Annotated in this window: 23 protein-coding genes and 1 pseudogene; 17 read left to right on the top strand and 7 right to left on the bottom strand. The window is 62.6% G+C overall.

Annotated features, from left to right (window positions below; all coding sequences use genetic code 11):
• The first annotated feature begins 1 nt into the window (after position 1).
• From C2U40_RS04380 to frdD, 6 genes and pseudogenes are all read left to right on the top strand, one after another.
• Positions 2-721: a glycerophosphodiester phosphodiesterase gene (locus C2U40_RS04380; protein WP_103826959.1), complete on the top strand. Its 720-nt coding sequence runs from the start codon at positions 2-4 to the stop codon at positions 719-721.
• A gap of 125 nt (positions 722-846) precedes the next feature.
• Positions 847-2,725: pseudogene (locus C2U40_RS04375) on the top strand (methyl-accepting chemotaxis protein).
• Between the two features lie 517 nt (positions 2,726-3,242).
• The gene (gene frdA, locus C2U40_RS04370) at positions 3,243-5,027 is read left to right on the top strand and encodes a fumarate reductase (quinol) flavoprotein subunit (protein ID WP_011706984.1); all 1,785 of its coding nucleotides are present in this window, start codon (positions 3,243-3,245) and stop codon (positions 5,025-5,027) included.
• Entirely contained in the window at positions 5,020-5,754 is a 735-nt protein-coding gene (locus C2U40_RS04365) for a succinate dehydrogenase/fumarate reductase iron-sulfur subunit (protein ID WP_011706985.1), read from the top strand. The genes frdA and C2U40_RS04365 overlap by 8 nt, the downstream gene beginning before the upstream one ends.
• 16 nt (positions 5,755-5,770) lie before the next feature.
• A complete protein-coding gene (locus tag C2U40_RS04360; protein WP_005298336.1) occupies positions 5,771-6,169 on the top strand; it encodes a fumarate reductase subunit C in 399 nt (132 codons plus the stop codon).
• A 10-nt stretch (positions 6,170-6,179) separates the two neighbouring features.
• The gene (gene frdD, locus C2U40_RS04355; protein WP_011706986.1) at positions 6,180-6,536 is read left to right on the top strand and encodes a fumarate reductase subunit FrdD; all 357 of its coding nucleotides are present in this window, start codon (positions 6,180-6,182) and stop codon (positions 6,534-6,536) included.
• A 144-nt stretch (positions 6,537-6,680) separates the two neighbouring features.
• Here the strand turns inward: frdD and C2U40_RS04350 are convergent, their stop codons facing one another.
• Positions 6,681-7,379 carry a DAPG hydrolase family protein gene (locus tag C2U40_RS04350; RefSeq protein WP_103826958.1) on the bottom strand — a complete coding sequence of 233 codons (699 nt, stop codon included), beginning with the start codon at positions 7,377-7,379 and terminating at the stop codon, positions 6,681-6,683.
• A 93-nt stretch (positions 7,380-7,472) separates the two neighbouring features.
• Here C2U40_RS04350 and C2U40_RS04345 point away from each other — a divergent pair, with 93 nt between their 5' ends.
• Complete coding sequence (locus C2U40_RS04345; protein WP_103826957.1) at positions 7,473-8,114, top strand: TetR/AcrR family transcriptional regulator; 642 nt, start codon at positions 7,473-7,475, stop codon at positions 8,112-8,114.
• Positions 8,115-8,252: 138 nt separating this feature from the next.
• On the opposite strand, the gene C2U40_RS04340 is transcribed toward C2U40_RS04345, so the two are convergent.
• From C2U40_RS04340 to C2U40_RS04330, 3 genes are all read right to left on the bottom strand, one after another.
• Positions 8,253-9,029, bottom strand: coding sequence for a substrate-binding periplasmic protein (locus tag C2U40_RS04340; protein ID WP_103826956.1), 777 nt, complete (start codon positions 9,027-9,029; stop codon positions 8,253-8,255).
• Between the two features lie 56 nt (positions 9,030-9,085).
• Entirely contained in the window at positions 9,086-10,306 is a 1,221-nt protein-coding gene (locus tag C2U40_RS04335) for a winged helix-turn-helix domain-containing protein (protein ID WP_103826955.1), read from the bottom strand.
• 94 nt (positions 10,307-10,400) lie between these two features.
• Entirely contained in the window at positions 10,401-11,078 is a 678-nt protein-coding gene (locus tag C2U40_RS04330; RefSeq protein ID WP_103826954.1) for a class I SAM-dependent methyltransferase, read from the bottom strand.
• A 217-nt stretch (positions 11,079-11,295) separates the two neighbouring features.
• On the opposite strand from C2U40_RS04330, the gene C2U40_RS04325 reads away from it, so the two are divergent.
• From C2U40_RS04325 to C2U40_RS04295, 7 genes are all read left to right on the top strand, one after another.
• The gene (locus C2U40_RS04325) at positions 11,296-11,940 is read left to right on the top strand and encodes a thermostable hemolysin (RefSeq protein WP_103826953.1); all 645 of its coding nucleotides are present in this window, start codon (positions 11,296-11,298) and stop codon (positions 11,938-11,940) included.
• The gene (locus tag C2U40_RS04320) at positions 11,937-13,403 is read left to right on the top strand and encodes an AMP-dependent synthetase/ligase (protein WP_103826952.1); all 1,467 of its coding nucleotides are present in this window, start codon (positions 11,937-11,939) and stop codon (positions 13,401-13,403) included. Before C2U40_RS04325 ends, C2U40_RS04320 begins: the two co-directional genes overlap by 4 nt.
• Positions 13,400-14,059: a TenA family transcriptional regulator gene (locus C2U40_RS04315; protein ID WP_017409224.1), complete on the top strand. Its 660-nt coding sequence runs from the start codon at positions 13,400-13,402 to the stop codon at positions 14,057-14,059. The genes C2U40_RS04320 and C2U40_RS04315 overlap by 4 nt, the downstream gene beginning before the upstream one ends.
• Entirely contained in the window at positions 14,056-14,901 is an 846-nt protein-coding gene (locus tag C2U40_RS04310) for an SDR family oxidoreductase (RefSeq protein WP_103826951.1), read from the top strand. Before C2U40_RS04315 ends, C2U40_RS04310 begins: the two co-directional genes overlap by 4 nt.
• 1 nt (position 14,902) lies before the next feature.
• On the top strand, positions 14,903-15,541 hold the full coding sequence (locus C2U40_RS04305) for a tetratricopeptide repeat protein (protein ID WP_103826950.1): 639 nt from the start codon (positions 14,903-14,905) through the stop codon (positions 15,539-15,541).
• An 82-nt stretch (positions 15,542-15,623) separates the two neighbouring features.
• On the top strand, positions 15,624-16,313 hold the full coding sequence (locus tag C2U40_RS04300) for a response regulator (protein WP_103826949.1): 690 nt from the start codon (positions 15,624-15,626) through the stop codon (positions 16,311-16,313).
• The gene (locus C2U40_RS04295) at positions 16,310-17,752 is read left to right on the top strand and encodes an ATP-binding protein (RefSeq protein ID WP_043121128.1); all 1,443 of its coding nucleotides are present in this window, start codon (positions 16,310-16,312) and stop codon (positions 17,750-17,752) included. Before C2U40_RS04300 ends, C2U40_RS04295 begins: the two co-directional genes overlap by 4 nt.
• Before the next feature lie 82 nt (positions 17,753-17,834).
• Here the strand turns inward: C2U40_RS04295 and C2U40_RS04290 are convergent, their stop codons facing one another.
• From C2U40_RS04290 to rloA3, 3 genes are all read right to left on the bottom strand, one after another.
• Positions 17,835-18,995 carry a phospholipase gene (locus C2U40_RS04290; RefSeq protein WP_233768821.1) on the bottom strand — a complete coding sequence of 387 codons (1,161 nt, stop codon included), beginning with the start codon at positions 18,993-18,995 and terminating at the stop codon, positions 17,835-17,837.
• Positions 18,996-19,160: 165 nt separating this feature from the next.
• Entirely contained in the window at positions 19,161-19,637 is a 477-nt protein-coding gene (locus C2U40_RS04285) for a CesT family type III secretion system chaperone (protein WP_233768820.1), read from the bottom strand.
• Between the two features lie 138 nt (positions 19,638-19,775).
• Positions 19,776-20,282 carry a retropepsin-like aspartic peptidase RloA3 gene (gene rloA3 / locus C2U40_RS04280; protein ID WP_029299338.1) on the bottom strand — a complete coding sequence of 169 codons (507 nt, stop codon included), beginning with the start codon at positions 20,280-20,282 and terminating at the stop codon, positions 19,776-19,778.
• 405 nt (positions 20,283-20,687) lie between these two features.
• On the opposite strand from rloA3, the gene C2U40_RS04275 reads away from it, so the two are divergent.
• From C2U40_RS04275 to efp, 3 genes are all read left to right on the top strand, one after another.
• Positions 20,688-21,731, top strand: coding sequence for a GMP reductase (locus C2U40_RS04275; RefSeq protein WP_017409231.1), 1,044 nt, complete (start codon positions 20,688-20,690; stop codon positions 21,729-21,731).
• A gap of 199 nt (positions 21,732-21,930) precedes the next feature.
• The gene (earP, locus tag C2U40_RS04265; protein ID WP_103826946.1) at positions 21,931-23,139 is read left to right on the top strand and encodes an elongation factor P maturation arginine rhamnosyltransferase EarP; all 1,209 of its coding nucleotides are present in this window, start codon (positions 21,931-21,933) and stop codon (positions 23,137-23,139) included.
• Between the two features lie 43 nt (positions 23,140-23,182).
• Positions 23,183-23,749: an elongation factor P gene (gene efp / locus C2U40_RS04260; protein ID WP_011707002.1), complete on the top strand. Its 567-nt coding sequence runs from the start codon at positions 23,183-23,185 to the stop codon at positions 23,747-23,749.
• Positions 23,750-23,752: the final 3 nt, after the last annotated feature.

The following is a 23,752-nucleotide window of genomic DNA, read 5'->3' as shown; positions in this document are numbered from 1 at the left end:
CATGCAGATCATTGCCCATCGCGGCGCCAGCGGACTGGCGCCGGAAAATACCCTCAAGGCCATCCGGCTGGCACTGGCGCTGGGCGCCGGGACCATCGAGATCGACGTGCAGCTGGCCGACGGCGAGCTGTGGGTGTTCCACGACCGGCGGCTGGAGCGCTGCACCGACGGCGACGGCGTGCTGACGGCCCAGTCGCGCGCCTATCTGGCGAGCCTGAATGCCGGTGAGGGAGAAGGGATCCCGACCCTGTGGCAGGTGATGGAGGCGATTGCCGGCCAGGCCGAGCTGCACATCGAGCTGAAAGGAGCGCAAACAGCCGACGAGGTGGCCCGACTGACCCGACGTGCCGAGGCCGAGCTTGGCTTCGCGCCTGCGCAGTGGGTCGTCTCCTCCTTCCACCACCCGGAGCTCGCCCGCTTTGCCGCCCTGCGCCCCGACATCCGGCTGGGGGCACTGACTTCCACCATTCCCCTCACCCTCGCCAAGTTTGCAGCCGAGCTGGGGGCCTGGTCGCTCAACTGCGACGTGGATTTTGTCGATCAGGCTCTGGTGCAGGATGCCCACGACCGTGGACTCAAGGTGCTGGTCTATACGGTCGATGAACCCGCCGATCAGGCGATGCTGGCCGCCATCGGCGTCGATGGCATCTTTACCAACCGGCCGGACCGCTTCCTGCCGCCGGCCAAAAACGGACTCATTGTGCCAGGGGAAGATCGATAACCGCTGATTTAAGCTATAAATTTAAAGGCGCACCGGGGTACAAAAAGTCCTACTTTGGCCGATACAGTGTTGGCCCATAACAATAAAACCACACATCGCAGACTGACGCTCACAAGGATGTAAACATGAACTTATCCATCAAGAACAAGCTTGTCCTCGCCATCGGGGTCATTATCCTGGTCATCACCGGCCTGCAGGTCTGGTACAACACCACCCAGCTGAGAAGCGAAACCCAGCGCCTGATCTGGAGTTTCATCGACGACAGCTCGGCTGCCAATGTGAAAGGCATCTCCCGCTGGCTGGACGCCCGCATCAGCATGGTCACCTCCACCAAGGAGGCCTTCGCCAAGGAAGACGAACCTATCAGCCATCTGGCCCAATCCATGAATGCCGGCAACTTTGACCTGGTCTACGTCGGCACCAAGGATGGCAAGATGATCCAGAGCAAGCCGACCAATCTGCCGGCCGGCTATGACCCTCGTCAGCGCCCCTGGTACAAGGACGCCATGGCTGCTGGCAAGCTGGCCATCACGGCCCCCTATGCCGACATCACCACCGGCCAGCTGATCATCACCATCGCCGAGCCCTTCACCCGGGGCAATACCCAGGGGGTCATCGCCGGTGACGTCTCCATCGACGCCCTGGTACGCGATGTGCTGGCCATCAACTCGGAAGGGACCTACGCCATCCTGGTGGACAGCAACGGCACCATCATTGCCCACCCGGACAAGGAGCTGGCCCTCAAACAGGCGACCGCCATCTCCCCCGAGCTGACCGCCGCCAAGGTCAACGAGCTGGCCCATGACAACACCATCTCCGAGATGGAGATCAGCGGCAAACCCAGCGTGTTCGACCTGACCGAGATCCCCAACACCAACTGGTATTTCGGCATAGTGGTGGATGAAGCGGTCGCCTATCAGTCCGTCTCCCGCATGGTGACCTCCGCCCTGCTGCAAGGCCTGCTCACCATCCTCATCGTCGCCGGCTTCTCCTATGTCGCCATCAACGGTTCACTGGCCCCGCTGAAAACCCTGGGCGAAGCGATTGCCGATCTCTCCCGCGGCAACGGCGATCTGACCCGCCGCGTCAAGATTGAGCGTGAAGACGAAGTGGGTATCGTCGCCAAGCACGTCAACACCTTCATCGACCGGATCCACGTGATGGTGCAGGACATCTCCAACTCCTCCGGACAGCTGAACCAGCAAGCCAAGTCGTCCCACAACATGGCGGAAAAATCGAGCCAGGGTCTGGCTCGCCAGCAAAACGAGATCTCCCAGATCGCCACTGCGGTGCACGAGATGTCTGCCACCGCGGTGGAGGTGGCCAGCAACGCCGAGCAGACCGCCGATGCGGCCCGCAGCTCTTCCAGCAGCTGCGAGCACGGCAAGCAGGTGATCGCCCGCAACCAGCGCTCCATCACGGATCTGGCCACCCAGGTCAAGCAGGCCTCCGGCATCATTCAGGAACTGGAAAAGAACGCCCAGGAGATCAACACCATCCTCTCCACCATTCAGGGCATCGCCGAGCAGACCAACCTGCTGGCGCTGAACGCCGCCATCGAAGCGGCCCGGGCCGGTGAACAGGGTCGCGGCTTTGCGGTGGTGGCCGACGAGGTGCGGGTGCTGTCCCAGCGTACCCCACAGCTCCACCGTCGAGATCCGCAGCATGATCGAAACCCTGCAGCGCAACACCCAGGGAGCCGTCAGCACCATGCACGAGGGTCAGTTGCTGGCCCAGAACAGCGTGGAAGATGCCAACGATGCCACCCAGGCACTGGAGCAGATCACCGCCTCCATCAACCAGATTTCCGACATGGCCACCCAGATCTCCAGCGCAGCCGAAGAGCAGCGGGCGGTAACCGACGAGGTCAGCCGCAACATCCAGGCGGTCAAGGATGTCTCGGACGAGCTGGCGGTCGATGCCGACAGTTCGCGCCATCTGTCTGAACAACTTAAAAATATTTCAGGTGAACTGAGCAATCAGGTCGGCATGTTCCGGATCTGATCAACCGAAATCAAAGGGGCCACACAGGCCCCTTTTTTTATGAAAAAATGCTTTTGTTTCAATAGTTATTACCACATCAACCATCTGGACAATGGGGATGGGAATCCCCATACGAAGCGCTATCTCGTCATAAAGCAACACATCAAGGCCGACATTCGGATTAGTTTTTTGAACTCAAGCACAGTATTGTTCTATCCGTGAATAATTCTTATTAAATATTTTTGATAAAAAACTTAAAAACTTTATGGGTAATACCTAAAAAGAGAGGTGTTTCTCATTTTTTTGAAAGAAAACTACGTATAATCCTGAGCTTAAAATAACCATAGCAATGACAGCGGCTGATACCGATAACTGAAGGATGGCGATAATTACGGCGTTTTCATCCAAGGAATGGGGTGATTTTGATAAAAGTCACCATTGCCAAGCACTAAAACAAACCAGTTTGACTTGCATCAAGCCTGAATTTTTTTCATAGAGCAAAATCGTGCCCAGCAAATCTATCCCTAAGGAGGCAGATGTGGATATTATCAAGACCGATGTCGCCATCATCGGTGCTGGTGGCGGTGGCCTGCGTGCCGCAATCGCCATAGCAGAAGCCCACCCGGAGCTGGAGATCGCCCTGATCTCCAAGGTCTACCCGATGCGCAGCCACACCGTGGCCGCAGAGGGCGGTGCCGCCGGTGTCGTCCGTGATGATGACTCCCTCGAAAACCACTTCAACGACACCGTATCCGGTGGCGACTGGTTGTGTGAGCAGGACGTGGTCGACTACTTCGTCAACAATGCCACCAACGAGATGATCCAGCTGGAGCACTGGGGTTGCCCCTGGAGCCGCAAGCCGGACGGCAAGGCCAACGTGCGTCGTTTCGGCGGGATGAAGATCCCCCGCACCTGGTTCGCGGCAGACAAATCCGGTTTCCACATTCTGCACACCCTGTTCCAGACCTCCATCAAGTACCCGACCATCAAGCGCTTTGACGAGCACTTCTGCATGGATCTCATCGTGGAAGATGGTCGCGTCCAGGGCGTGTTGACCTTCGACATCCAGAACGGCATCACCCGCTTCATCCAGGCCAAATCCGTCATTCTGGCCACCGGTGGCGCCGGCCGTGTCTATCGCTACAACACCAACGGCGGCATCGTCACCGGTGACGGCATGGCGCTGGCCTACCGCCACGGCGTGCCCCTGCGCGACATGGAGTTCGTGCAGTACCACCCGACCGGCCTGCCAGGCACCGGCATCCTGATGACCGAAGGTTGTCGTGGTGAAGGCGGCATCCTGCTCAACAAGGATGGCTACCGCTACCTGCAAGACTACGGTCTGGGCCCGGAAACCCCGGTCGGCCAGCCGAAGAACAAGCACATGGAACTGGGCCCGCGCGACCGTCTCTCCCAGGCCTTCTGGCAGGAGCAGCAAAAAGGCCGCGTGATCCAGGGCCCGATGGGCGATGTGGTTCACCTCGACCTGCGCCACCTCGGCGAGAAGTACCTCAAAGAGCGTCTGCCCTTCATCTGCGAACTGGCCAAGGCCTACGTGGGTGTGGATCCGGTGAAGGAGCCGATCCCGGTACGTCCGACTGCCCACTACACCATGGGCGGCATCGAGACCAACGGTCAGTGCGCCACCCGCATGCCGGGTCTGTACGCCCTGGGCGAGTGTGCCTCCGTCGGTCTGCACGGTGCCAACCGTCTGGGTTCCAACTCCCTGTCCGAGATCGTGGTATTCGGCAAGGTAGCCGGTGAGCACGCCGGTGAGTTTGCCAAGACCCAGCAACACGGCAACACCCAGGCGCTGGCCGCCAAGGCCGAGGCGCTGATCAAGCAGCACCTCTCCCTGCTCGATATCGACGGCACCGAAAACCCGGCCGATATCCGCAACGAGTTGGGCATGTCCATGGAAGCCGGGGTCGGTATCTACCGTACCGAAGAGCTGATGCAGGGCACCATCGACAAGATCAACGAGCTGAAAGCCCGTTACAAGAAGATCAAGATCAACGACAAGTCCTCGGTCTTCAACACCGACCTGCTGTACGCCATCGAACTGGGATACATGCTGGACGTGGCCGAAGCCATGGCGCACTCCGCCCTCAACCGGAAAGAGTCCCGTGGTTCCCACCAGCGTCTGGACGGTTACGAAGAGCGTGATGACGTGAACTTCCTCAAGCACACTCTCTCCTTCTACAACGGTGAAGGGGCCCCGACCATCGATTACTCCGATGTGAAGATCACTAAATCCCAACCGGCGAAACGCGTATACGGTTCCGAGGGTGAGAAACAAGACGAGGCTAAGAAGAATGGCTGAGATGATCGAAATTGAAATCCTGCGCTACCGTCCCGAGCAGGATAACGAGCCCTGGATGCAGACCTTCCAGGTGCCCTACCTCAAAGAGATGTCCCTGCTGGATGCGCTGCAATACATCAAGGATCATCTGGACTCTACCCTGAGCTTCCGCTGGTCCTGCCGGATGGCGATCTGCGGCTCCTGCGGCATGATGGTCAACGGCATTCCCAAGCTGGGTTGCAAGACCTTCCTGCGCGACTACCTGCCGGGCAAAATGACCATAGAGCCGCTCAACAACTTCCCGATCGAGCGCGATCTGGTGGTCGACATGTCAGACTTCATCGAGAAGCTGGAGAGCATCAAGCCGTACATCATCCCGGCCGAGCCGCGCAGCCTGTGCGACGGCGAGTACACCCAGACGCCGGCTGACATGGCGAAGTATCACCAGTTCTCCATGTGCATCAACTGCGGTCTGTGCTACGCGGCCTGTCCGCAATATGGCATCAACAAGAAGTTCACCGGTCCGGCAGCACTGGCGCTGGCCTATCGCTACAACGCCGACAACCGTGACAGCGCGTCCAGAGAGCGGATGAAGATCATCAGCCAGGACGAGGGCGTCTGGGGTTGTACCTTCGTGGGCTACTGCTCCGAAGTGTGCCCGAAAGGCGTGGATCCGGCGGCGGCCATCCAGCTTGGCAAGGTCGAGAGCGCCAAGGACTACATGATCGCCATGTTCAAGCCAGATTGAGATCAGGAATGAGACCATGAACAACACCAATAGCAAACGTAAGCCTTACGTCCGCGAAATGAAGAAAGACTGGTGGCTGAAGAATGCCTTCTACACCGGTTACATGATCCGCGAAGGCACCAGCATCTTCGTCTCCATCTACGCCGTCGTGCTGATGTGGGGTCTGTTGCGGCTGGTACAGGGTCAGGAGGCGTTCAACGGCTGGCTGGAATCCCTGCAAAGCCCGATCGCCATCCTGTTCCATGTCATCGCCCTGGCAGCCTGCCTGTTCCACGCCAAGACCTGGTTCGCACTGGCCCCGAAAGCCATGCGCATCTTCCGTGGCGAAGACCTGGTGCCGGAGAAGCCGATCGTCATCGCCCAGTATGTGGCGCTGGCGGTGGTATCCCTGCTTGTCCTGATCATCGTGGCCTGAGGAGAAAACCATGAGACGTTCTGACGAACCCATTTACTGGGGACTGTTTGGTGCCGGTGGCATGGTGGTTGCCATGCTGCTGCCGGTCATTGTCCTCATCACCGGTCTGCTGGTGCCCATGGGCATCATGGACGTGGAGACCATGAGCTACGAACGCGCACTCGAGTTCGCCAGCTCCTGGTGGGGTGCCTGCATCCTGCTGGTGATCATCGCCCTGCCCATCTGGCACGGCATGCACCGTATCTACCACGGCCTGCATGATCTGGGGATCCACACCACCAAGCTGCACCACTATGTGTTCTATGGCTTCGCCTTCCTGGTGTCCGCCATCACTCTGGGTCTGCTGATGGTACTGGTATTCCAGTAAGCGCATCCTGACGCAATGACAAACCGGGCCAAGTGCCCGGTTTTTTTATGGCCCCTCGGCGACTCAGACCGCAGCCCGATAGCGGGCATGCTCCCTGGCTGTGCCAAGGCACTCAGCAACGTTCAATGCCAACTATCAGCCCCGTCACCAGAGCGTCGGCGCCGGTTCACGGCCGTTTTCCGCGTAGTAGAGCGACGGCAAAAACTGCGCCAGATAGCTGAACTCACTGTAGCAGTGGCGCATCAGGTTGAAGCCTACCTCGTCCGGTACCTCGTCAAACGGATTGGTACAGGCCTTGCCCAGCAGGAAGCGGCTGCGCAGCACACAGCCATAGGAAGTATCGCGCGCCAGGTGCAGCATCTCGCCATCCAGCGGCGCCCCCTGTTCATCCAGGGCTACCTCGTCGCCAAAGCCGATGCGGGCGCAGATGGCGGCAGAGAGTGCCTGCGTCTCCCGCGCCTCCTGCAGCAGCTGCGGAGCGAACACCTCTTCGGCGCCATGGAACTTGAGGCGGGCCGCCACCGGTGGCAGCTCGGCAAGCCACTCAACCGCCGCTATGCTGGCCCCCACGAAGCGCTCCCCCTTTTTCCAGTGATGATCCCAGCCCCGGTGCTCGACGTGGTCGTGCGGGTGCCACCACCTGATGTGCTGGGTCGTTTCGAAGAAGGTGAACCACCAATCCAGCATGCGCCCCTTGCAGCCGTGCAGATCGGTGCGGATGGCGACCGTCAGCAGGCCGTCGGTGCTGCGGGTCAGGCCCATTTCCAGGCGCAGCGGCTGAGGCCTGAGCAACTCATTGATGTCATTGACGCCCCAGGGGGCAAACAACGGGGAAGTATCCATGATGAGACTCCGATAAATTAGGAAACTAATTTCGTTTCCTAATTTAAGCTATGCCTGTATGCTGGGTCTGTCAATGCTTTCCAGGAGCCCATCATGTCACAACAAACCGATGAAGAAACACGCTCACGGGGCCGCCCGCTCACCCCGGAAGCTGACCTGCGCGCCGCCCTGGCCGAGGCGACGCTGACCTTGTTGCTCAAGGGGGGCTACGGCGCCGCGACCGTGGATGCGGTGGCCAAACAGGCGGGAGTCGCCAAGAAGACCCTCTACCGCTTTGCCGCCAACCGCGACGAGCTGGTAGCGCAGGCGGTGCGCAGCTGGACCGATGCCTTTCAACCGGCCTTCGAGCAGGATGCAACCAACCCCGAGGCACTGGGGGAGATGCTGGAGCAGGGCTTGCAAGCCATTGCCAGCCAGGTGTTGAGTGCACCGGCGGTGGGCATGTTCCGGCTGCTGCAGCATGAGTTCGCGGGGCGCGATGCCCTGCTGGCGGCCTATCAGGAGAACGGCATTGCGCGCGGCAGGGCGACGCTGGCGGCGTGGCTGCAGCGCCAGCAGCAACTGGGCTGGCTGCGCGAGCTGGACACCGCCCAGACCAGCGACCTGCTGCTGGCGATGACCATGGCGGAGCCGCTGCGCCAGATGGCGCTCGGCTTGCTGGCACCGGGCAGCGACATCCGCGCGCGCATCGCCGCCGCCGTTGCCCTGGTGCTGCCCGGTCTGGTGCGGGGGTAAAGCACCCTCGACAAGGAGGCTGCACCAGGGCAACGGGCGAGATGACATCCGAGCGCGGAACCCGCCAAAGAGCCACCGCCAGCCAGCCCCATCACCGCCATAAAAAAACCGGACGCCAGGCCCGGTTGTTGATGGTGGTCACTCTGTCGGTGGCAAAAAGCGGCGCATCACCTCGTCGCTGTAACCGCCGTCCTGAAACTCGATGAACACCTGGTTGAGGCGGGTCACCAGCTCATAGGCCCGTGGCGATCCCTTGCTCACCAGCAGATAGAAGCCCTTGCGGCTGGGCAGAGCGAGGTTGAGCAGGCCGCTCTCGCTCTGGTAGATGCCAAGGCCGATGCCGCTCATCAGCGGCTCAATCTCGCTGGGCAGGAAGTCGCAGCGATCGCGCCCCAGCATGTCGAGCGCCTGCTGCAACTGCTTGACCCGGCGCGGCTCCAGCGCCAGTCCGTAAGGGGCATAGTTGTAGCCGATCACCCCGCACACACGGGAGCGATTGACCGTCTGCAGATCGGGCGCCTCGGGGAAGCGCCGCTTGAGGTAGAAAAATCCGAGGTGGGTGTAGTAGAGCGGCACGCTGTAGAAGGCATATTCCGCCCGCTCCGGCTTGTAGCTGGCATCCCAGGTCAGCTCACACAAGCGGTTCTGGCGATAATCGGCCAGCTCCTGCTGCACCCGCGCCCAGGGCAGATAACGGATCTTGTAGGGCAACCCGAGCTTTTTCAGGGCCTCGAGCACCTGGGTCGTGGCGGAGCCGGTAAGACGGCGGGTGTCGGGCACGCCATCCTTGCGCTCCCAGTAGGTGAAGGGGGCCCACTCGTTGCCCTCCCCCAGACAGATCTGCACCTCGGGCTGGGCCGCCTCCACCAGCCCGGCCAAGCCCCATCCCAGCAGCAACAACATGGATCGTGTCATCGTCTCCCTCCTTCGCTTCCCTTGCAGCTTAGTTCAGGTGGGCGTGACGCTCCCCGTCAGGGTGCCCCCTCCTGCCACAGAGCCAGCAGGGGCGTAGGGATGGCGCCGTAGCGCAAGATCGGGGTCTGATGCCAGTCAGCCAGCCGCTGCAGCGCTTTGGCCAGATCCTGCGCCAGGGTCCGGGTCACCCTGACCCCCGCCTCCAGATAGAGGCTCTTTATCTCGAAGATCCCCTGCTGGCGATGGGCCTTGGCGTCCATCCTGCCCACCAGCTTGCCGCGATGCAGCAGCGGCAGCACGAAGTAGCCGTACTGGCGCTTGGGCGCCGGGGTGTAGCACTCGATGCGATAGTCGAACTGGAACAGCTCGCTGGCCCGTTTGCGATCCCAGACCAGCGGATCAAACGGCGACAGCGCCGTAGTGTGGCTGGCCTTGAGAGTGCCGGACTGGGCCTGGGCCAGCTCGTCTGCCAGCGAGGCGTGCACGAAGGCGCCGTGCTGCCACCCCTCCACCCGCACCGGCAGCAACTCTCCCTCGTCCGCCAGCTGGTGGAGCAGGGCGTCGTATTTGCCGCGCCGCAGCCGATAGTAGTCGGCCACCCAGCCGGTCTTGACCAGCCCCAGCGCCCGGCAACTGGCCCGCACCATGTCCCTTTGTGCCTGTTCCGGGCTAGGCAGATCCCGCTCATCACGCCACTCGGGCATCACCCGCTCGGCCAGATCGTAAACCCGCTGGAAGTTGCGCCGCTCGCGCACCATCAGCTGGCCTGCGGTAAACAGCACCTCCAGATGGCGCTTCTCCGGTTTCCAGTCCCACCAGCCGTTGCCCTTCCCCCCCTTGCGTTCAAAATCCGCCGCCCGCACCGGGCCGTGCTGGCGAATGCGCTCGATGATCTCGCCAATCTCCTGCTGATGGGTGGCAAGCCAGTTGGCCGAAAATTTCCAGCCCATGGCGGCGGGATCCAGCATGCGATGGCGCAGCAGGCGGTAATCCTCGCGTGGCACGAAGCAGGCCTCGTGAGCCCAGTATTCGAAGATCTCGCCATCGGCCAGCAACTGCTCCAGCCAGCGCGGATCGTACTGCCCCAGCCGGCTGAACAACACCAGATAGGGGCTGCGGGCCACCACCGAGATGGTGTCTATCTGCAGCAGCGCCATGCGACGGATGGTGGCCAGCAGGTCGGCCGCTCGCGCCTTGCCACGGCGCGGCGTCAGCAGGCCCTGGGCCGCCAGTTGCAGATGGCGGGCATCCTGCAGTGAAAGATGGGGAATCGACATGACGAACCACTCCTTGGTATCGGGGAACGGGCGGCTTGCGGCGCCTGGGACTCAATGCAGGGAAACAGGCAAGCGGGCCCCGCCAATCAGGCCATCAGCATGCCCAAGCCGCCGCCAAATGAAAATGCCCCGTTCTGGGTTTGGTGATGACCGCCACATCCGCGTGGGGAAACTCGACCTGCGCCTGCCAGCGGGCTGCCAGGGCCCGAAAGGAGGCCTCGGCGAAGAAGACGATGTGGGTCGGATCGTGGCGATAGCGCCACTGCCGAAAGCGCTCATCCCCCAGCACTCGCTGGGTCTGCAGCACCAGCAGGCCGCCGGGCTTGAGACAACCCCACAGCCTCTCCAGCACGGCGCGCGGGGTGGCAATGTGCTCGATCACCTCGGTGCTGGTGATGAAGTCATACTGCTGCGCCAGCAGCTCGGGCTCATCGGCATAGAACTTGTCGTAGCCCGCCATCTGGTAGCCCGCCTCGCGCCCCATGGCGATCAGCGCCGGGCCCGGGCCGCAGCCAAAATCGAGGCCGCTGGCTGGCGGAGGCAGGCGGCTCAGCACCTCGCCGAAGGCCCGCTGCAGAAACTGGCGATAGCGGGGATCATCCACCTGGTTGTCGTGGCCGTCATAGACCGCCTTCTCACGCGCGGGATCCAGGTGCTCGGCCGCATCCAGCCAGACCAGCTCGCAGGCCCGGCAGCGATGGTACAGCTTGCCGGCCACCGGCAGCTCATAGGCATCGGCGGCGCAGCAGAGCGGGCAGGATAAGGGGGGCATGGCATCTCCTCTCGAAAGCGGGGCGGTCAAAAGTGGCCGCAGCTTGCCTGCCCGTCTGGCGGCTGACAAGGTTTTTGTCCGGCAGCCCCGTGTTCGGATCGCAGCTTTACCTCTCTTTTCAACCAGTTGCCTCTGCGTGAAACAGATTTTTTACCTCTTAAGGGTTTCTTAAGTTTGCCCCTTTAGTCTGATGACAATCGACAAGAAGGAGCCATCCATGACCACCGACATTCAAGCCCCCTATCGGCTGACGCTGGCCGATACCCCGCAACAGGTCATGGCACTGCAAAGCTACATCCAGGCCGCCTACAGCCAGGAGTTCAACGCCCGCATTCCCCATTTTCTGCCCTGCCTGCTCGGCCTCTACCGGGCCGACGGCCTGCTGGTCGGCGCCTGCGGTCTCAAGCTGGCCGGCAGCGAGCGCCTCTATCTGGAACAGTACCTGGAGCAGCCCATCGAGGCCGCCATCGAAACCCGGCTCGGCGCCCCCGCCCGGCGTGACCGCATCGTCGAGGTAGGCAACCTTGCCTGCAGCGAGCCCGGCAACGCCCGCCTGATGTTTGCGGCGCTCTGCCGCCTGCTGTGCGACAACGACCTCGACTACGTGGTGTTCACCGGCACCGCCAAGCTTCGCAACAGCTTTCACCGCCTCCACCTCACCCCGGTCGAGCTGGCCCCCGCCCAGGCCGACAAGGTGGGGGACGACGCCAGCGCCTGGGGCGCCTATTACCACTGCCAGCCCAAGGTGATGGTCGGCGATCTCGGCCTCGGACGGCAGGCGCTGGCCCAGGGCAGCCTGCTGCTCTCCCTGCTGGCGCCCATGCCGTCCCTGTTCAACTGCCCGCACCGGAGCGCCTTATGATGCTGTTTGACCAAATCGCCTACTTCGCCCGCCAGACGCCCCACAGCCCGGCCCTCGCCAGCAGCCAGCACAGCCTCAGTTACGAGGCGCTGTGGCAGCAGTTGCCGCCGCTGGCCGACCGTCTGCAGATGGCCGGGATCAGCCGGCTGGCGCTGCAGCTGGACAACGGCCTGCCCTGGGCGCTCATCGATCTCGCCTGCACCATGGCCGGCATTGTGGTGATCCCGATCCCTCACTTCTTCAGCCTGGAGCAGCAGGAGTGGCTGCTGGAGAGCAGCGGCGCCGACGCCCTGATCGGCCCCCACCACCCCGGCTGGCAGGCCAGCGATCCACTGCAACTGGCGGTCGGCGAGCTGCCGCTGTGGCGTCGCACTCCTGCCCGGCTGCCGCCGCTGCCGGCCGGCACCGCCAAGATCACCTATACCTCCGGCACCACAGGGCAGCCCAAAGGCGTCTGCCTGTCGCTGGCCCAGATGATGGCGGTCTGCGCCTCGCTGGCCGAGCGGGTCGCCCCGGCCAACGTTGAGAAGCACCTGACCCTGCTGCCGCTCACCACCCTGCTGGAAAACCTGACCGGCCTCTACGTGCCGCTGCTCACCGGCGCCTGCAGCCGCATCCCTTCACTGGCGGAGCTCGGCTTTGCCGGCTCCAGCAAGCTGGACCCGGCCACCCTGGCCCAGGCCCTGCTGCGCTGGCCCACCCACAGTCTGGTGCTGGTGCCCGAGCTGCTGCGCCTGCTGCTGGCCCTGTGCAGCGCCAACCCGGCGCTGGCCGAGCAGCTGGCCGGCCTGCGCTTCGTCGCGGTGGGCGGCGGCAAAGTCTCGCCCGAGCTCATCAGCCGGGCCCGCAAACTGGGGCTGCCGGTCTACGAGGGGTACGGCCTGTCGGAGTGCGGCTCCGTCGTGGCGCTCAACGGCCCCGACGGCCACAGCCTGGGCAGCGTCGGCCAGCCACTGCCCCACTGCCGGGTATCGATCGCCGCCGACGGCGAGATCCTGGTGGAGGGAGCCACCATGCTCGGCTATCTGGGCAGCGACGAGCCGACGCCAGCACGGGTCGCTACCGGCGATCTGGGCCACCTGGATGATGAGGGCTATCTGCACATCACCGGGCGCAAGAAAAACGTCCAGATCACCGCCTTTGGCCGCAACTTCTCCCCCGAGTGGGTTGAGGCGGAAGCCCAGCTCTGTCCGGCCATCGCCCGCATCGTGATCTTCGGCGACGGCCAGCCGGCCAACGTCGCCCTGATCCAGCCACTGCCCGGCGCCGACGCCCAGCTGGCCCAGCAGATCGAGCAGCTCAATCACCGCCTGCCCGACTATGCCCGCATCCATCACTGGCTGCCGGTGGCGCTGGATCAGCATCCGGAGCTGCTGACCGCCAACGGTCGCCCCCGTCGCGAACGGATTTATCACCACTTTTCCCGGCAGATCAGCCAATGCCTTACAGGAGAGACCTCATGAGCTTCTATCAAGTGCTGCAACAAGCCACCGCCCCGGCCCGGGAGCATCTGTTCAACGCCCCCATCATAGAGGCGTGCCGCAAGGGGGAGATCTCCCGCGACATCTACCTGCGCTTCCTCTCCCAGGCCTTCTATCACGTGCGCCACACGGTGCCGCTCTTGATGGCCACCGGCGGCAAGCTGGGCCAGGAGTATGAGTGGGTGCGCGGCGCCATCGCCGAGTACATCGACGAGGAGTACGGCCATCAGGAGTGGATCCTGAGCGACATCCGCGCCTGCGGCGGCGATGCCGAGGCGGTACGCCACGGCCAGCCCGAGCTGCCCATTGAGCTGATGGTGGCCTTTCTCTATGACCAGGTACAGCGCGGCAACCCCATGGGGTTCTTCGGCATGGTCCAGGTGCTGGAAGGCACCAGCGTCGCCATCGCCCTGACCGTGGCCGATCAGCTCAAGGCGGGTCTCGGCCTGCCCCCCCAGGCCATGAGCTACCTGAGCTCCCACGGCGCGCTGGATCAGGAGCACCTCAAGTTCTTCGAATCCCTGATGAACCGGGTAGAAGCCCCGGCCGATCAGGCGGCCATCATTCACTCGGCCAAGGTGGTCTACCGCCTCTACGCCGACATGCTCTATCAACTGACGGAAAACCAGACATCATGAAGCTTGAAGGAAAACTCGTGCTGCTCACGGGCGCCAGCGGCGGGATCGGCGAAGCGCTGGCCCAGGAGCTGGCGGCCCAGGGGGCGCGCCTGTTGCTGCACGGACGCAGGGCCAGTGCGCTGGAGCGGCTTCGCAAGGAGCTGCCGCACCCGGAGCGCCACCAGACGGTGATCGCCGATCTGGGCTCGCCCCAGGAGCGGGCCAAACTGTTGCAGCACCCGGCGCTGGACGAGGGGCTGGACGTGCTGATCAACAACGCCGGCTGCAACCAGTTTGCCTGGCTGGAGGATCAGAGCAGCGAGCAGGTGGAGCGCCAGCTGCTGCTCAACGTCGAGGCGCCGATCCAGCTCACCCGCATGCTGCTGCCCCGCCTGCGCAAACCGGCGGTGATCATGAACGTCGGCTCCAGCTTCGGCGCCATCGGCTACGCCGGCTACAGCGTCTATTGCGCCAGCAAGTTCGCCCTGCGCGGCTTCAGCGAGGCGCTCGGCCGCGAGCTGGAGGGAACCGGCATCCAGGTGCTGCACTTTGCTCCCCGCGCTACCCGTACCCGCCTCAACTCGGAGGCGGCCTACGAGATGAATGCCGAGCTCGGCACCCACACCGACAGCCCGCAGGACGTGGCCGAGGAGGCCGTCATCGCCCTGTGCAACGAAACCCGCCGCAGCTGGCTCGGCTGGCCGGAGAAACTGTTCGTGCGGCTCAACGGCCTGCTGCCCGGCCTGGTCGACCGGGCGCTGGCCAAGCAAAAACCCATCATAGAGCGCTATGCCCGCCACGCGGCGCCCGCTGCCGGCAATTCGGGGCACGCCACTTCCGTCATGACAGAGAAGGAACGTTAAGATGAAGCACGCCACTTTCCGCCCCCGTTTCACCCACGGCGCCCTCCTGCTGCTCATGCTGGGCTCGGGGATGGCCCAGGCCGCCGACGCCCTGCCCGTCATCCAGCAGCAGTGGGCCGTCTGTCAGTATCAGCAGACCGGCAAGGCCAAGGAGAGCTGCCTCGAACAGCTGAGCAGCCAGGCCGATCAGGCCAGTGCCAAGGAGGCCTTTCGCACCGACCTGCTGATCTGGTCGGCCATCGTCAAGAGCACCTGGGCCGGCGCCAAGGGTGGGCTGGGGGCGCTCGGTCTGGTCAAGGAGGCCAAGGCCAAGCTGGAGATCGCCCTCAAGCAGGACCCCAAGGCACTGGACGGCTCCGCCTACACCAGCCTGGGCTCGCTCTACTATCAGGTGCCGGGCTGGCCGGTGGGCTTTGGCGATGACGAGAAGGCCGAGCAGCTGCTCAAGCAGGCGCTGGCCATCAACCCGACCGGCATCGACCCCAACTTCTTCTACGGCGACTTCCTGCTGGATCAGGGCCGCAAGGCTGAGGCCAAGGGCTATCTGGAGAAGGCGCTGAGTGCCCCGCCCCGGCCGGGTCGCGAGCTGGCGGATCAGGGTCGACGCATCGAGATCCGCGATCGCCTCGACAAGCTGTAAACCCAAGTCGGATCAGAGCGCTATTTAAACTCTGCCCACCAGCTTGCATACTGGTGGGCAGCGTCTTTTGAGGGGAATAACAATGCGGATCCTGTTGGTGGAAGATGATGTGATGCTGGGCGACGGCATGGTGGATGCCCTGCGCAGCAGCGGCTACACGGTGGACTGGCTGCAGCAGGGGCTGCCCGCCCTGTCAGTGCTCAAGAGCGAGGAGTTTGCCGCGCTCATTCTGGATCTCAACCTGCCGGACATCGACGGCATCAGCCTGCTGCGCAAGCTGCGTCGGGAAGGCCAGACGCTGCCGGTGCTGATCCTCACCGCCCGCGACGCCCTGGATGACCGGGTGCTGGGGCTGGATGCCGGCTCCGACGACTACATGGTCAAGCCGTTCGCCCTGCAGGAGCTCAATGCCCGCCTGCGCGCCCTGGTGCGGCGCAGCAAGGGGCAGGCCCAGGCGGTGCTCGAATACGGCGAGCTGCAGCTCTATCCCGAGTCCCAGCAGGTCACCTATCGGAGCGAGCCGGTCAAGCTCACCCCCCACGAATACAAGCTGCTGCAGGAGCTCATCACCCAGAGCGGCCGGGTGCTGAGCAAGGATCAGCTGCAGCAGAGCCTCTACGGCTGGGACGAGGGGGCCGAGAGCAACGCGGTGGAGGTGCACATTCACCACCTGCGCAAGAAGTTCTACAGCGACCTCATCCGCAATATCCGCGGGGTCGGCTACATAGTCCCCCAGCTTGAACAGGCCCAGCGCCGGGATCACCGGGCATGACGCGTCCCCGCTCCATCCGCCGCTTCCTGCTCTCCGGCATCCTGGCGTTGGTCAGCGCCAGCCTGGCCATCAGCGCCCTCATCGGTTATCTGGAGGCCAACCACGAGATGGAGGAGCTGTTCGATGCCCGTCTCGCCCAGTCCTCCCGCATCACCAACCAGCTGCTCAGCCGCTATCTGGAACAAAATGGCGAACTGCCCGCCAACGGCACCGTCTATCAGGACTGGGAGCAGCACAACCCGGATCAGTGGCAGAAGGACACCAGCTTCAACCTGCGGGGAGAGGACAGGGAGCTCACCCCCTTCGGCCACGAATTCGAGCGCAACCTCTACTTCCAGCTGCTGAGCGAGCAGGGCCACATACTGCTGCGCTCCCCCAGCGCCCCCAGCCAGCCCCTAGGCGCCCTGGCCCCCGGCTTCAACAACGTCACCAAGGACAACCACGAGTGGCGCACCTTCACCCTCTACAACCAGGACGAGCACACCTGGCTCATCGTGGCGGAGCGGGATGACGAGCGCAGCGAGCTGGCCAGCAAGATGGCCACCCTGGCCATGCTGCCGCTGCTCATCACCCTGCCCTTCCTGCTCGGCCTGCTGTGGTGGCTCATCTCCCGCGGGCTGGCGCCGCTGCGACAGCTGGCCCAGGCCATCGGTGAGCGCCACCCGGCCAACCTGAGCCCGCTCACCCTGAAGATCCGGGCCCAGGAGCTGACCCCGCTCACCAACGAGATCAACCGGTTGATGCACGCGCTGGCCGACACCATAGAGCGGGAGAAGCAGTTCACCAACGAGGCGGCCCACGAGCTGCGCACCCCCCTGGCGGTGCTGCGCATCCACAGCGAGAACGCGCTGGCTGCCGAGGATGCCGAGAGCCGTCAGCACTCCCTGCAGAAGATGCTGCTGGCGCTCGATCGCAGCGATCGGCTGCTGCGCCAGCTGCTGACCCAGGCCCGCATCGACAACCAGCAGGGGCTGGAGCTGACCGAGCTCAACCTGAACCAGCTGCTGCAGGGCACCCTGGCCACCCTGGCCCCCATCGCCCTGAAAAAAGATCAGCAGCTGTCGCTGGAAGGCACCGAACAGCTGACGGTGATGGGACAGGCCACCCTGCTGGAGCTGATGTTCAGCAACCTCATCGACAACGCCCTGCGCTACACCCAGGCGCAGGGCGAGATCGCGGTCGAGGCGCGCCAGGAGGGGCACAGGGTAAGGGTCGACATCCGCGACAACGGCCCCGGCATCCCCACCGCCGCCCTGTCGCGCCTGTGCGAGCGCTTCTTTCGGGTCAATCCCCAGCAGGGGGACGGGGTCGGCCTCGGCATGGCCATCGTCTCGCGCATCGCCCAGCTGCATGGCGCCGATCTCGATATCCACAACCGGCCGGAAGGGGGGCTGGAGGTGAGCGTGCTGCTGCCCTCTCGCAACCCATCCCAGCCATGACACAGAAACGAAAACGCCTCCCATCGGAGGCGTTGTTCACATTGGTTGATGACACAGAAGCAGCCAGGCTGCGGTCGGCAGATCAAGCAAGCAGCTCGTCCAAACCGGCCGTCACGGCCTCCATTCGGTGACCACCGGAATGTTCTATGACATACCGCTTGCCCACCTGAGCAGAGGCATCCAGCCCGAAAATCCCGTGCTCAACCTTCTGACTCAGCGGATCGCCACTGGTGTTGATATGGGTAACGTTGGCTTGATCAAGCTTGTGGGCGAGCCGATCCCGCAACCCGACATGCAGTCCCATGCTGTTAAAGGCGGTGACCTTCAACCCGTGTTTGATACCGGCATATTGCGCCAGGCCGCCTCCCAGAGAGTGGCCCAGCACCTCGACCTTGCCCCCATGCTGCTCGGCAAACGCCTTGACCAGACGGTCTGCATCCTGAAACGCACTGTCCTTGATCCCGAGTGCTGCACCGGCATCGCTCTTTAGCGTCCCCGGCCGCTTGGTTGGCTGGGTACCAACAAACGAGAGCACTAGAGTGTCGTCACGCTTGTAGACAGCGACCTTGAGCGCAGACCAGGCATCCCCAGCCAAGATGAAGGGATCGTTCTCACCCTTTTTCGCAACGACATGCAGGGCCAGCGCACTCCCGCTACCACCGGTTCCATCTTCACGCCGTGCCAGAATAGAGGGTGGAATGTCCGCCAGCGTAGCGTGATGGTAGCCAGCCGGCATCTCACGATAACTGCTGGAACAACTGACTCTTGCCAGCTGGGCGGCATCCATGACGGCACGAGCCCCTTCGGCAGTGAGCGGTTCCTGTTCCGCCTTGGCCACGAAGGCAGGCTTGAGCACCTCTTTGGCTGCACTCAACGCCTGCAGTGACCCTTGCTGCAGTCGCTCCGACATTCCCAGGGGCAGATGGGAGGCTCCTTTCATCACGGCACCGGCCAATCCCAATGAAGAGGAGGCAACCAGACGAGCGGCCGACTCACCCAGGTTTTTCACCCCGGCAGCGCCAGCGGCCACCGCGCCGCTGGCGACACTGCTGACGCCCCCCGTGATATTGGCCAGGCCCTTGATGAGGGCGCCGGTCCAGTAACGCGCCTTGCCTTTGACACTCTGGGCATGGGAGTCATGGCCGCCCTGAATGGCGATGCCAATCTTGCGAGCCGGGGCACTGAGGGTCAGCCATTTGAGCGAGGTATTCAATACCTTGCCAGGCTGTATGCGGGAACCCAATCCGAGGCTGGTGTAATGGGATGCCAGATTGTGATGAACCTTGTTTTGACCAGACGAGCTCTGTACCTCGCCATGAGCATGAGAAGTAACCGCAGTAGCATGCATAGGCTGGCCAATGCTTTGGATAGACATATTCTGTTCCTGATTAAGACAGATGGACACCCGTCAACATGGAATGATGACGCCGGACAACGGGGATGGTTGTGAAGGGCTCTTCTGCTGCGCGAGCACGTTTTGCAACTGCGCCTGCAACGTAACGCCGAGATCGAGAAACTCGCCCAGGGTCTGCATAAAGAGAGTGCTGTCGAGCATCTCGATGAGAGAAGAAAAGGTCAGCACCAGGTGGTTGCTGCGACTGTCTAGACTGATCTGGCTGCCCCCGGTGGCCAGACCGAACATGTTCAGTTCGAGGGCGGAGCGGGTCAGCTGTAACTGGCTGGCAGTATCATCAGGTAGACGCAGTAACGGGATATAGAGGTAACATACCTGCAGTTCGTCGTTGTCTGGCACTTCGACCAGACACTCGCCATCCTGGCCGAACGGCACACGGCAGTGACCATCACTTCCCAGGCTCAAGGCAACACCTTGCCGCTCACCTGCGAGCGATAGCCATTCAGATACAGTTTGTTGGTAGGCTTTCACTATGCTCCACTCCATGCTCCATCCCTTGCGGGCGAATGGGCTCGCCCGCATCGAGGGTATGGTGCAAATGCTACCTCTGGCAGAGACAGTGTGATTTAGCTGTGAAACGCCGTTTTTTAGATCCGCGCCGAAATTACACTAACGACAGCTCGGCTGCACCGTGAAGGTGCGGCTCGAATCCACCGCGCCGAGATCTGCCAGCAAGCGGCGCCCCAGCAACACCGGATAGATCATCTTGCTGCGATCGCGCAGGGTGAACCACTCCTCGTACACCTTATCGCCCAGGCAGATGGACATGGTGACCGTGGGGCGCTGCTCCATGCCGCCGGCGCCACGCACCGTCACCATGTGCTCCACCGGCCGTTCCAGGGTCTGGCTCACCTGCCGGTCGGTGTTGGCATCGGTCACCTGCAGGGTAAAGCGCACCCAGGACTTGCCGTCACGCTTGAAATGGCGCAGATCCCGCGCATCGAGCGAGGAGGTGAGCGCCCCGGTATCGAGCTTCATCTTCACCGCCACCCCGCTCGGCATGATGAGTCCCTTCTCAATCCAGCCATAGACGGCGGGATCGGAGGCAGCCTGCGCCGCTCCCGGCAGGGCGAGACCGACCAGCAACAGCAGCGGCATCATTCGCAATCCGAACATCTTCACTCCTTGTCAGGGCAGGGCCGACGCTGGCCCGAGCAGCCCAGAGTGGGGATGGAAAAGGCAGCTGTCAACTGGTGAACGTGGCCGCCTCACCGCCGCCAGCGCGGCCATGGTGCGTAACGTCAGGATCACGCAGCAGCCTGCCAAACAGGATTCAATCAGGATATTTCAAGTAGACGGACGAGACGAGATAAACGGGGCTGGATGAAACCCAAGGCTGCGCTCAGGTTGTGACGCCAAAGGCTACCACAACGCTGAGTGAATTATCAGTCTTGTTCCGACGGGATTTTTGCCTACACTGTTGTAAACCGGAGGGCCTGAAAACCACCGGTTTTTTTGCGCCTGCCGAAAAGTTGCCACTGCAAAGTGACCTATCAAACAAGGCTCAATAAGGAATTCGTAATGCGTATCGAAGAAGACTTGAAGCTCGGTTTCAAGGATGTCCTGTTCCGCCCCAAGCGCTCTACTCTCAAGAGCCGTTCCCAAGTCAGCCTGACCCGTCAGTTCACCTTCAAGCACACCCAGACCCAATGGCAAGGGGTGCCCGTCATCGCCGCCAACATGGATACCGTCGGCAGCTTCGCCATGGCACGTACTCTGGCCAGCTTCGAGATGATGACCGCAGTACACAAGCACTACAGCCTTGCGCAGTGGCAAACCTTCGTCAATGAGACCGACCCGGCGCTGCTGGGCCATGTGATGGTCTCTACCGGCACCTCCGAGGATGACTTCACCAAGACCCGCCAGATCCTGGCCATGTCCAGCGCCCTGCGCTTCATCTGCGTCGACGTGGCCAACGGCTACTCCCAGCACTTCGTCGAGTTTCTGCGCAAGATCCGCGAGGCCTGCCCGAACCACGTCATCCTGGCGGGCAACGTGGTCACCGGCGAGATGGTCGAAGAACTGATCCTCTCCGGCGCCGACATCGTCAAGGTGGGCATAGGCCCGGGCTCGGTCTGCACCACCCGGGTCAAGACCGGCGTCGGCTACCCGCAGCTCTCCGCCATCATCGAGTGTGCCGATGCGGCCCATGGTCTGGGCGGTCAGATCGTCGGTGACGGCGGCTGCACCTGCCCGGGGGATGTGGCCAAGGCGTTTGGCGGCGGCGCCGACTTCGTGATGCTGGGTGGCATGCTGGCGGCCCACGAGGAGTGCGGCGGCGAAATCGTCGACGTGGATGGCGAACCCTTCATGAAGTTCTACGGCATGAGCTCCTCAAGCGCCATGGACAAGCACGCTGGCGGCGTCGCCGAGTACCGCGCCTCCGAGGGTAAAACCGTGCTGCTGCCCTATCGCGGCCCGGTCGAAAACACGGTGCGTGACATCCTGGGCGGGGTGCGCTCCACCTGCACTTATGTGGGTGCCAGCCAGCTGAAAGAACTCACCAAGCGCACCACCTTTATCCGGGTACGCGAGCAAGAGAACAACGTCTACGGCAAGGAGTAAACCCGGTCCATCTGCTTTTACCGCCTGCTTAAAGAACTGCACAAAGCACACACCACCTTTATCCGGGTACGTGAGCAAGAGAACAATGTCTACGGCAAGGAGTAACCTGCCGCAGCCGCCGTCACGCGTTGACGGTTAGAAGCCAGCCAACCGGTGTGCTACCCTGCGCACCGGTTTTTTTGTATCTGGATGCCCTGACATGACCAGCCCCCTCCCCCAATTTGACTGGGATATCTTCTGCTGCGTAGTGGACAACTTCGGCGACATCGGCGTCACCTGGCGACTGGCCCGCCAGCTGAAACAGGAAGGCGCGCTCCCGACCCACGGCAATGAGGCGCAGGTGCGGCTCTGGGTGGACGATCTGGCCAGCTTCGCCCGCATCTGTCCGGGGCTCGACCCCGAGCTGGATAGCCAGTGGGTTGAGGGGATTCATATCCAGCACTGGCACGACACTCTGCCGGCCGACACCACCCCGGCCAGGGTGGTGATCGAGGCCTTTGCCTGCCCGCTGCCCGCCCCCTTCATTGAACGAATGGCCGAGCAGATGGCGAGCCAGCCCAGGCCCCCTTGCTGGATCAACCTCGAATACCTCTCGGCCGAATCCTGGGTCGAGGATTGCCACGCCCTCGCCTCGCCCCAGCGGGTCGGCAACCAGAGCCTCAACAAATACTTCTTCTTCCCGGGCTTCACGGCCAGAACCGGCGGCCTCTTGTGCGAGCGCGGCCTCATCGCCGAGCGTGAGCGCTGGCAACAGGATGAAGCCGGGCTTGCCGCCTACTGGGCCAGCCTCGGCCTGCCGCCCAAGCAAGAGCACGAGCTACGGGTCAGCCTCTTTACCTACGAGAGCCCCGCCCTGACCAGCCTGGTCGAGAGCTGGTGCCAGAGCGCCACGCCCGTCACCCTGCTGCTGCCGCTCGGGCGCTCCCTCAACGACGTGCTCACCGGCGCCGGGCTGGCAGCGGCCATTCCGACGGCCAAGGCAGGGGCACTGCTGCAGGCGGGCAACCTCACCATCAAGCTGCTGCCGATGACCGATCAGGCCGGTTACGATCGGCTGCTGTGGAGCTGCGATCTCAATCTGGTGCGCGGGGAGGACTCCTTCGTGCGGGCCCAGTGGGCCGCTCGCCCTTTCCTGTGGCACATCTATCCGCAGGAAGAGCAGGCCCACATGGTCAAGCTGGACGGCTTTCTCGACCACTATCTGGCAGAGCTGCCCACCGCCACCGGCCAGTGGCTGCGCGGTTTCAGCCACGCCCTCAATCAGGGGGAAAACTGTCGCGATTGGTGGGCGCAATGGCCGGAACACGCCGCGATATGGCTGCAACATGGGCGACCTTGGTCACAGAAGCAGCTCAGGGATGGGGATCTCGTCACTCGGCTGGTGAAATTTTTAGAAAGCCGTATATAATCTGGCAGTTTTTATCTGCCCGTATACGAACAGGAATTTTTACATGAAAACCGCACAGGAAATCCGCGCTGGTAACGTCGTCATGATCGGTACCGAGCCGATGGTGGTCCAGAAAGCCGAATTCAACAAATCCGGCCGTAACTCCGCCGTGGTCAAGATGAAGCTGAAAGGCCTGCTGAACGGCAGCGCCACCGAGACCGTATTCAAGGCCGACGACAAGCTGGAAGTTGTTCAGCTGGAACGTAAAGAGTGCACCTACTCCTACTTCTCCGACCCCCTGTATGTCTTCATGGACACCGAGTACAACCAGTACGACGTCGAGAAAGACAACCTGGGTGATGCCCTGAACTACATGGTTGACGGCATGGAAGACATCTGCGAAGTGACTTTCTACAACGAGAAAGCCATCTCCGTAGAACTGCCGACCACCATCGTTCGCGAAGTCGAGTACACCGAGCCGGCCGCCCGTGGCGACACCTCCGGTAAAGTGACCAAACCGGCCCGCCTGAAAGGCACTACCTACGAGCTGGCCGTTGCCGCCTTCGTAGAGATCGGCGACAAGATCGAAATCGATACCCGCACCGGTGAGTTCAAGCGTCGCGTCAACTAAGTT

This window comes from Aeromonas sp. ASNIH4, assembly GCF_002934425.1.
Classification (GTDB): domain Bacteria; phylum Pseudomonadota; class Gammaproteobacteria; order Enterobacterales; family Aeromonadaceae; genus Aeromonas; species Aeromonas hydrophila.
This window is presented reverse-complemented; position numbering and strand designations above follow the sequence as displayed.

Bases quoted from the DNA above. Each gene is read 5' to 3' on its own strand.
- C2U40_RS04380 (WP_103826959.1), top strand. From the start codon at position 2: ATGCAGATCATTGCCCATCGCGGCGCCAGCGGACTGGCGCCGGAAAAT.
- C2U40_RS04365 (WP_011706985.1), top strand. From the start codon at position 5,020: ATGGCTGAGATGATCGAAATTGAAATCCTGCGCTACCGTCCCGAGCAG.
- C2U40_RS04360 (WP_005298336.1), top strand. From the start codon at position 5,771: ATGAACAACACCAATAGCAAACGTAAGCCTTACGTCCGCGAAATGAAG.
- frdD (WP_011706986.1), top strand. From the start codon at position 6,180: ATGAGACGTTCTGACGAACCCATTTACTGGGGACTGTTTGGTGCCGGT.
- C2U40_RS04350 (WP_103826958.1), bottom strand. From the start codon at position 7,379: ATGGATACTTCCCCGTTGTTTGCCCCCTGGGGCGTCAATGACATCAAT.
- C2U40_RS04345 (WP_103826957.1), top strand. From the start codon at position 7,473: ATGTCACAACAAACCGATGAAGAAACACGCTCACGGGGCCGCCCGCTC.
- C2U40_RS04340 (WP_103826956.1), bottom strand. From the start codon at position 9,029: ATGACACGATCCATGTTGTTGCTGCTGGGATGGGGCTTGGCCGGGCTG.
- C2U40_RS04335 (WP_103826955.1), bottom strand. From the start codon at position 10,306: ATGTCGATTCCCCATCTTTCACTGCAGGATGCCCGCCATCTGCAACTG.
- C2U40_RS04330 (WP_103826954.1), bottom strand. From the start codon at position 11,078: ATGCCCCCCTTATCCTGCCCGCTCTGCTGCGCCGCCGATGCCTATGAG.
- C2U40_RS04325 (WP_103826953.1), top strand. From the start codon at position 11,296: ATGACCACCGACATTCAAGCCCCCTATCGGCTGACGCTGGCCGATACC.
- C2U40_RS04320 (WP_103826952.1), top strand. From the start codon at position 11,937: ATGATGCTGTTTGACCAAATCGCCTACTTCGCCCGCCAGACGCCCCAC.
- C2U40_RS04315 (WP_017409224.1), top strand. From the start codon at position 13,400: ATGAGCTTCTATCAAGTGCTGCAACAAGCCACCGCCCCGGCCCGGGAG.
- C2U40_RS04310 (WP_103826951.1), top strand. From the start codon at position 14,056: ATGAAGCTTGAAGGAAAACTCGTGCTGCTCACGGGCGCCAGCGGCGGG.
- C2U40_RS04305 (WP_103826950.1), top strand. From the start codon at position 14,903: ATGAAGCACGCCACTTTCCGCCCCCGTTTCACCCACGGCGCCCTCCTG.
- C2U40_RS04300 (WP_103826949.1), top strand. From the start codon at position 15,624: ATGCGGATCCTGTTGGTGGAAGATGATGTGATGCTGGGCGACGGCATG.
- C2U40_RS04295 (WP_043121128.1), top strand. From the start codon at position 16,310: ATGACGCGTCCCCGCTCCATCCGCCGCTTCCTGCTCTCCGGCATCCTG.
- rloA3 (WP_029299338.1), bottom strand. From the start codon at position 20,282: ATGTTCGGATTGCGAATGATGCCGCTGCTGTTGCTGGTCGGTCTCGCC.
- C2U40_RS04275 (WP_017409231.1), top strand. From the start codon at position 20,688: ATGCGTATCGAAGAAGACTTGAAGCTCGGTTTCAAGGATGTCCTGTTC.
- earP (WP_103826946.1), top strand. From the start codon at position 21,931: ATGACCAGCCCCCTCCCCCAATTTGACTGGGATATCTTCTGCTGCGTA.
- efp (WP_011707002.1), top strand. From the start codon at position 23,183: ATGAAAACCGCACAGGAAATCCGCGCTGGTAACGTCGTCATGATCGGT.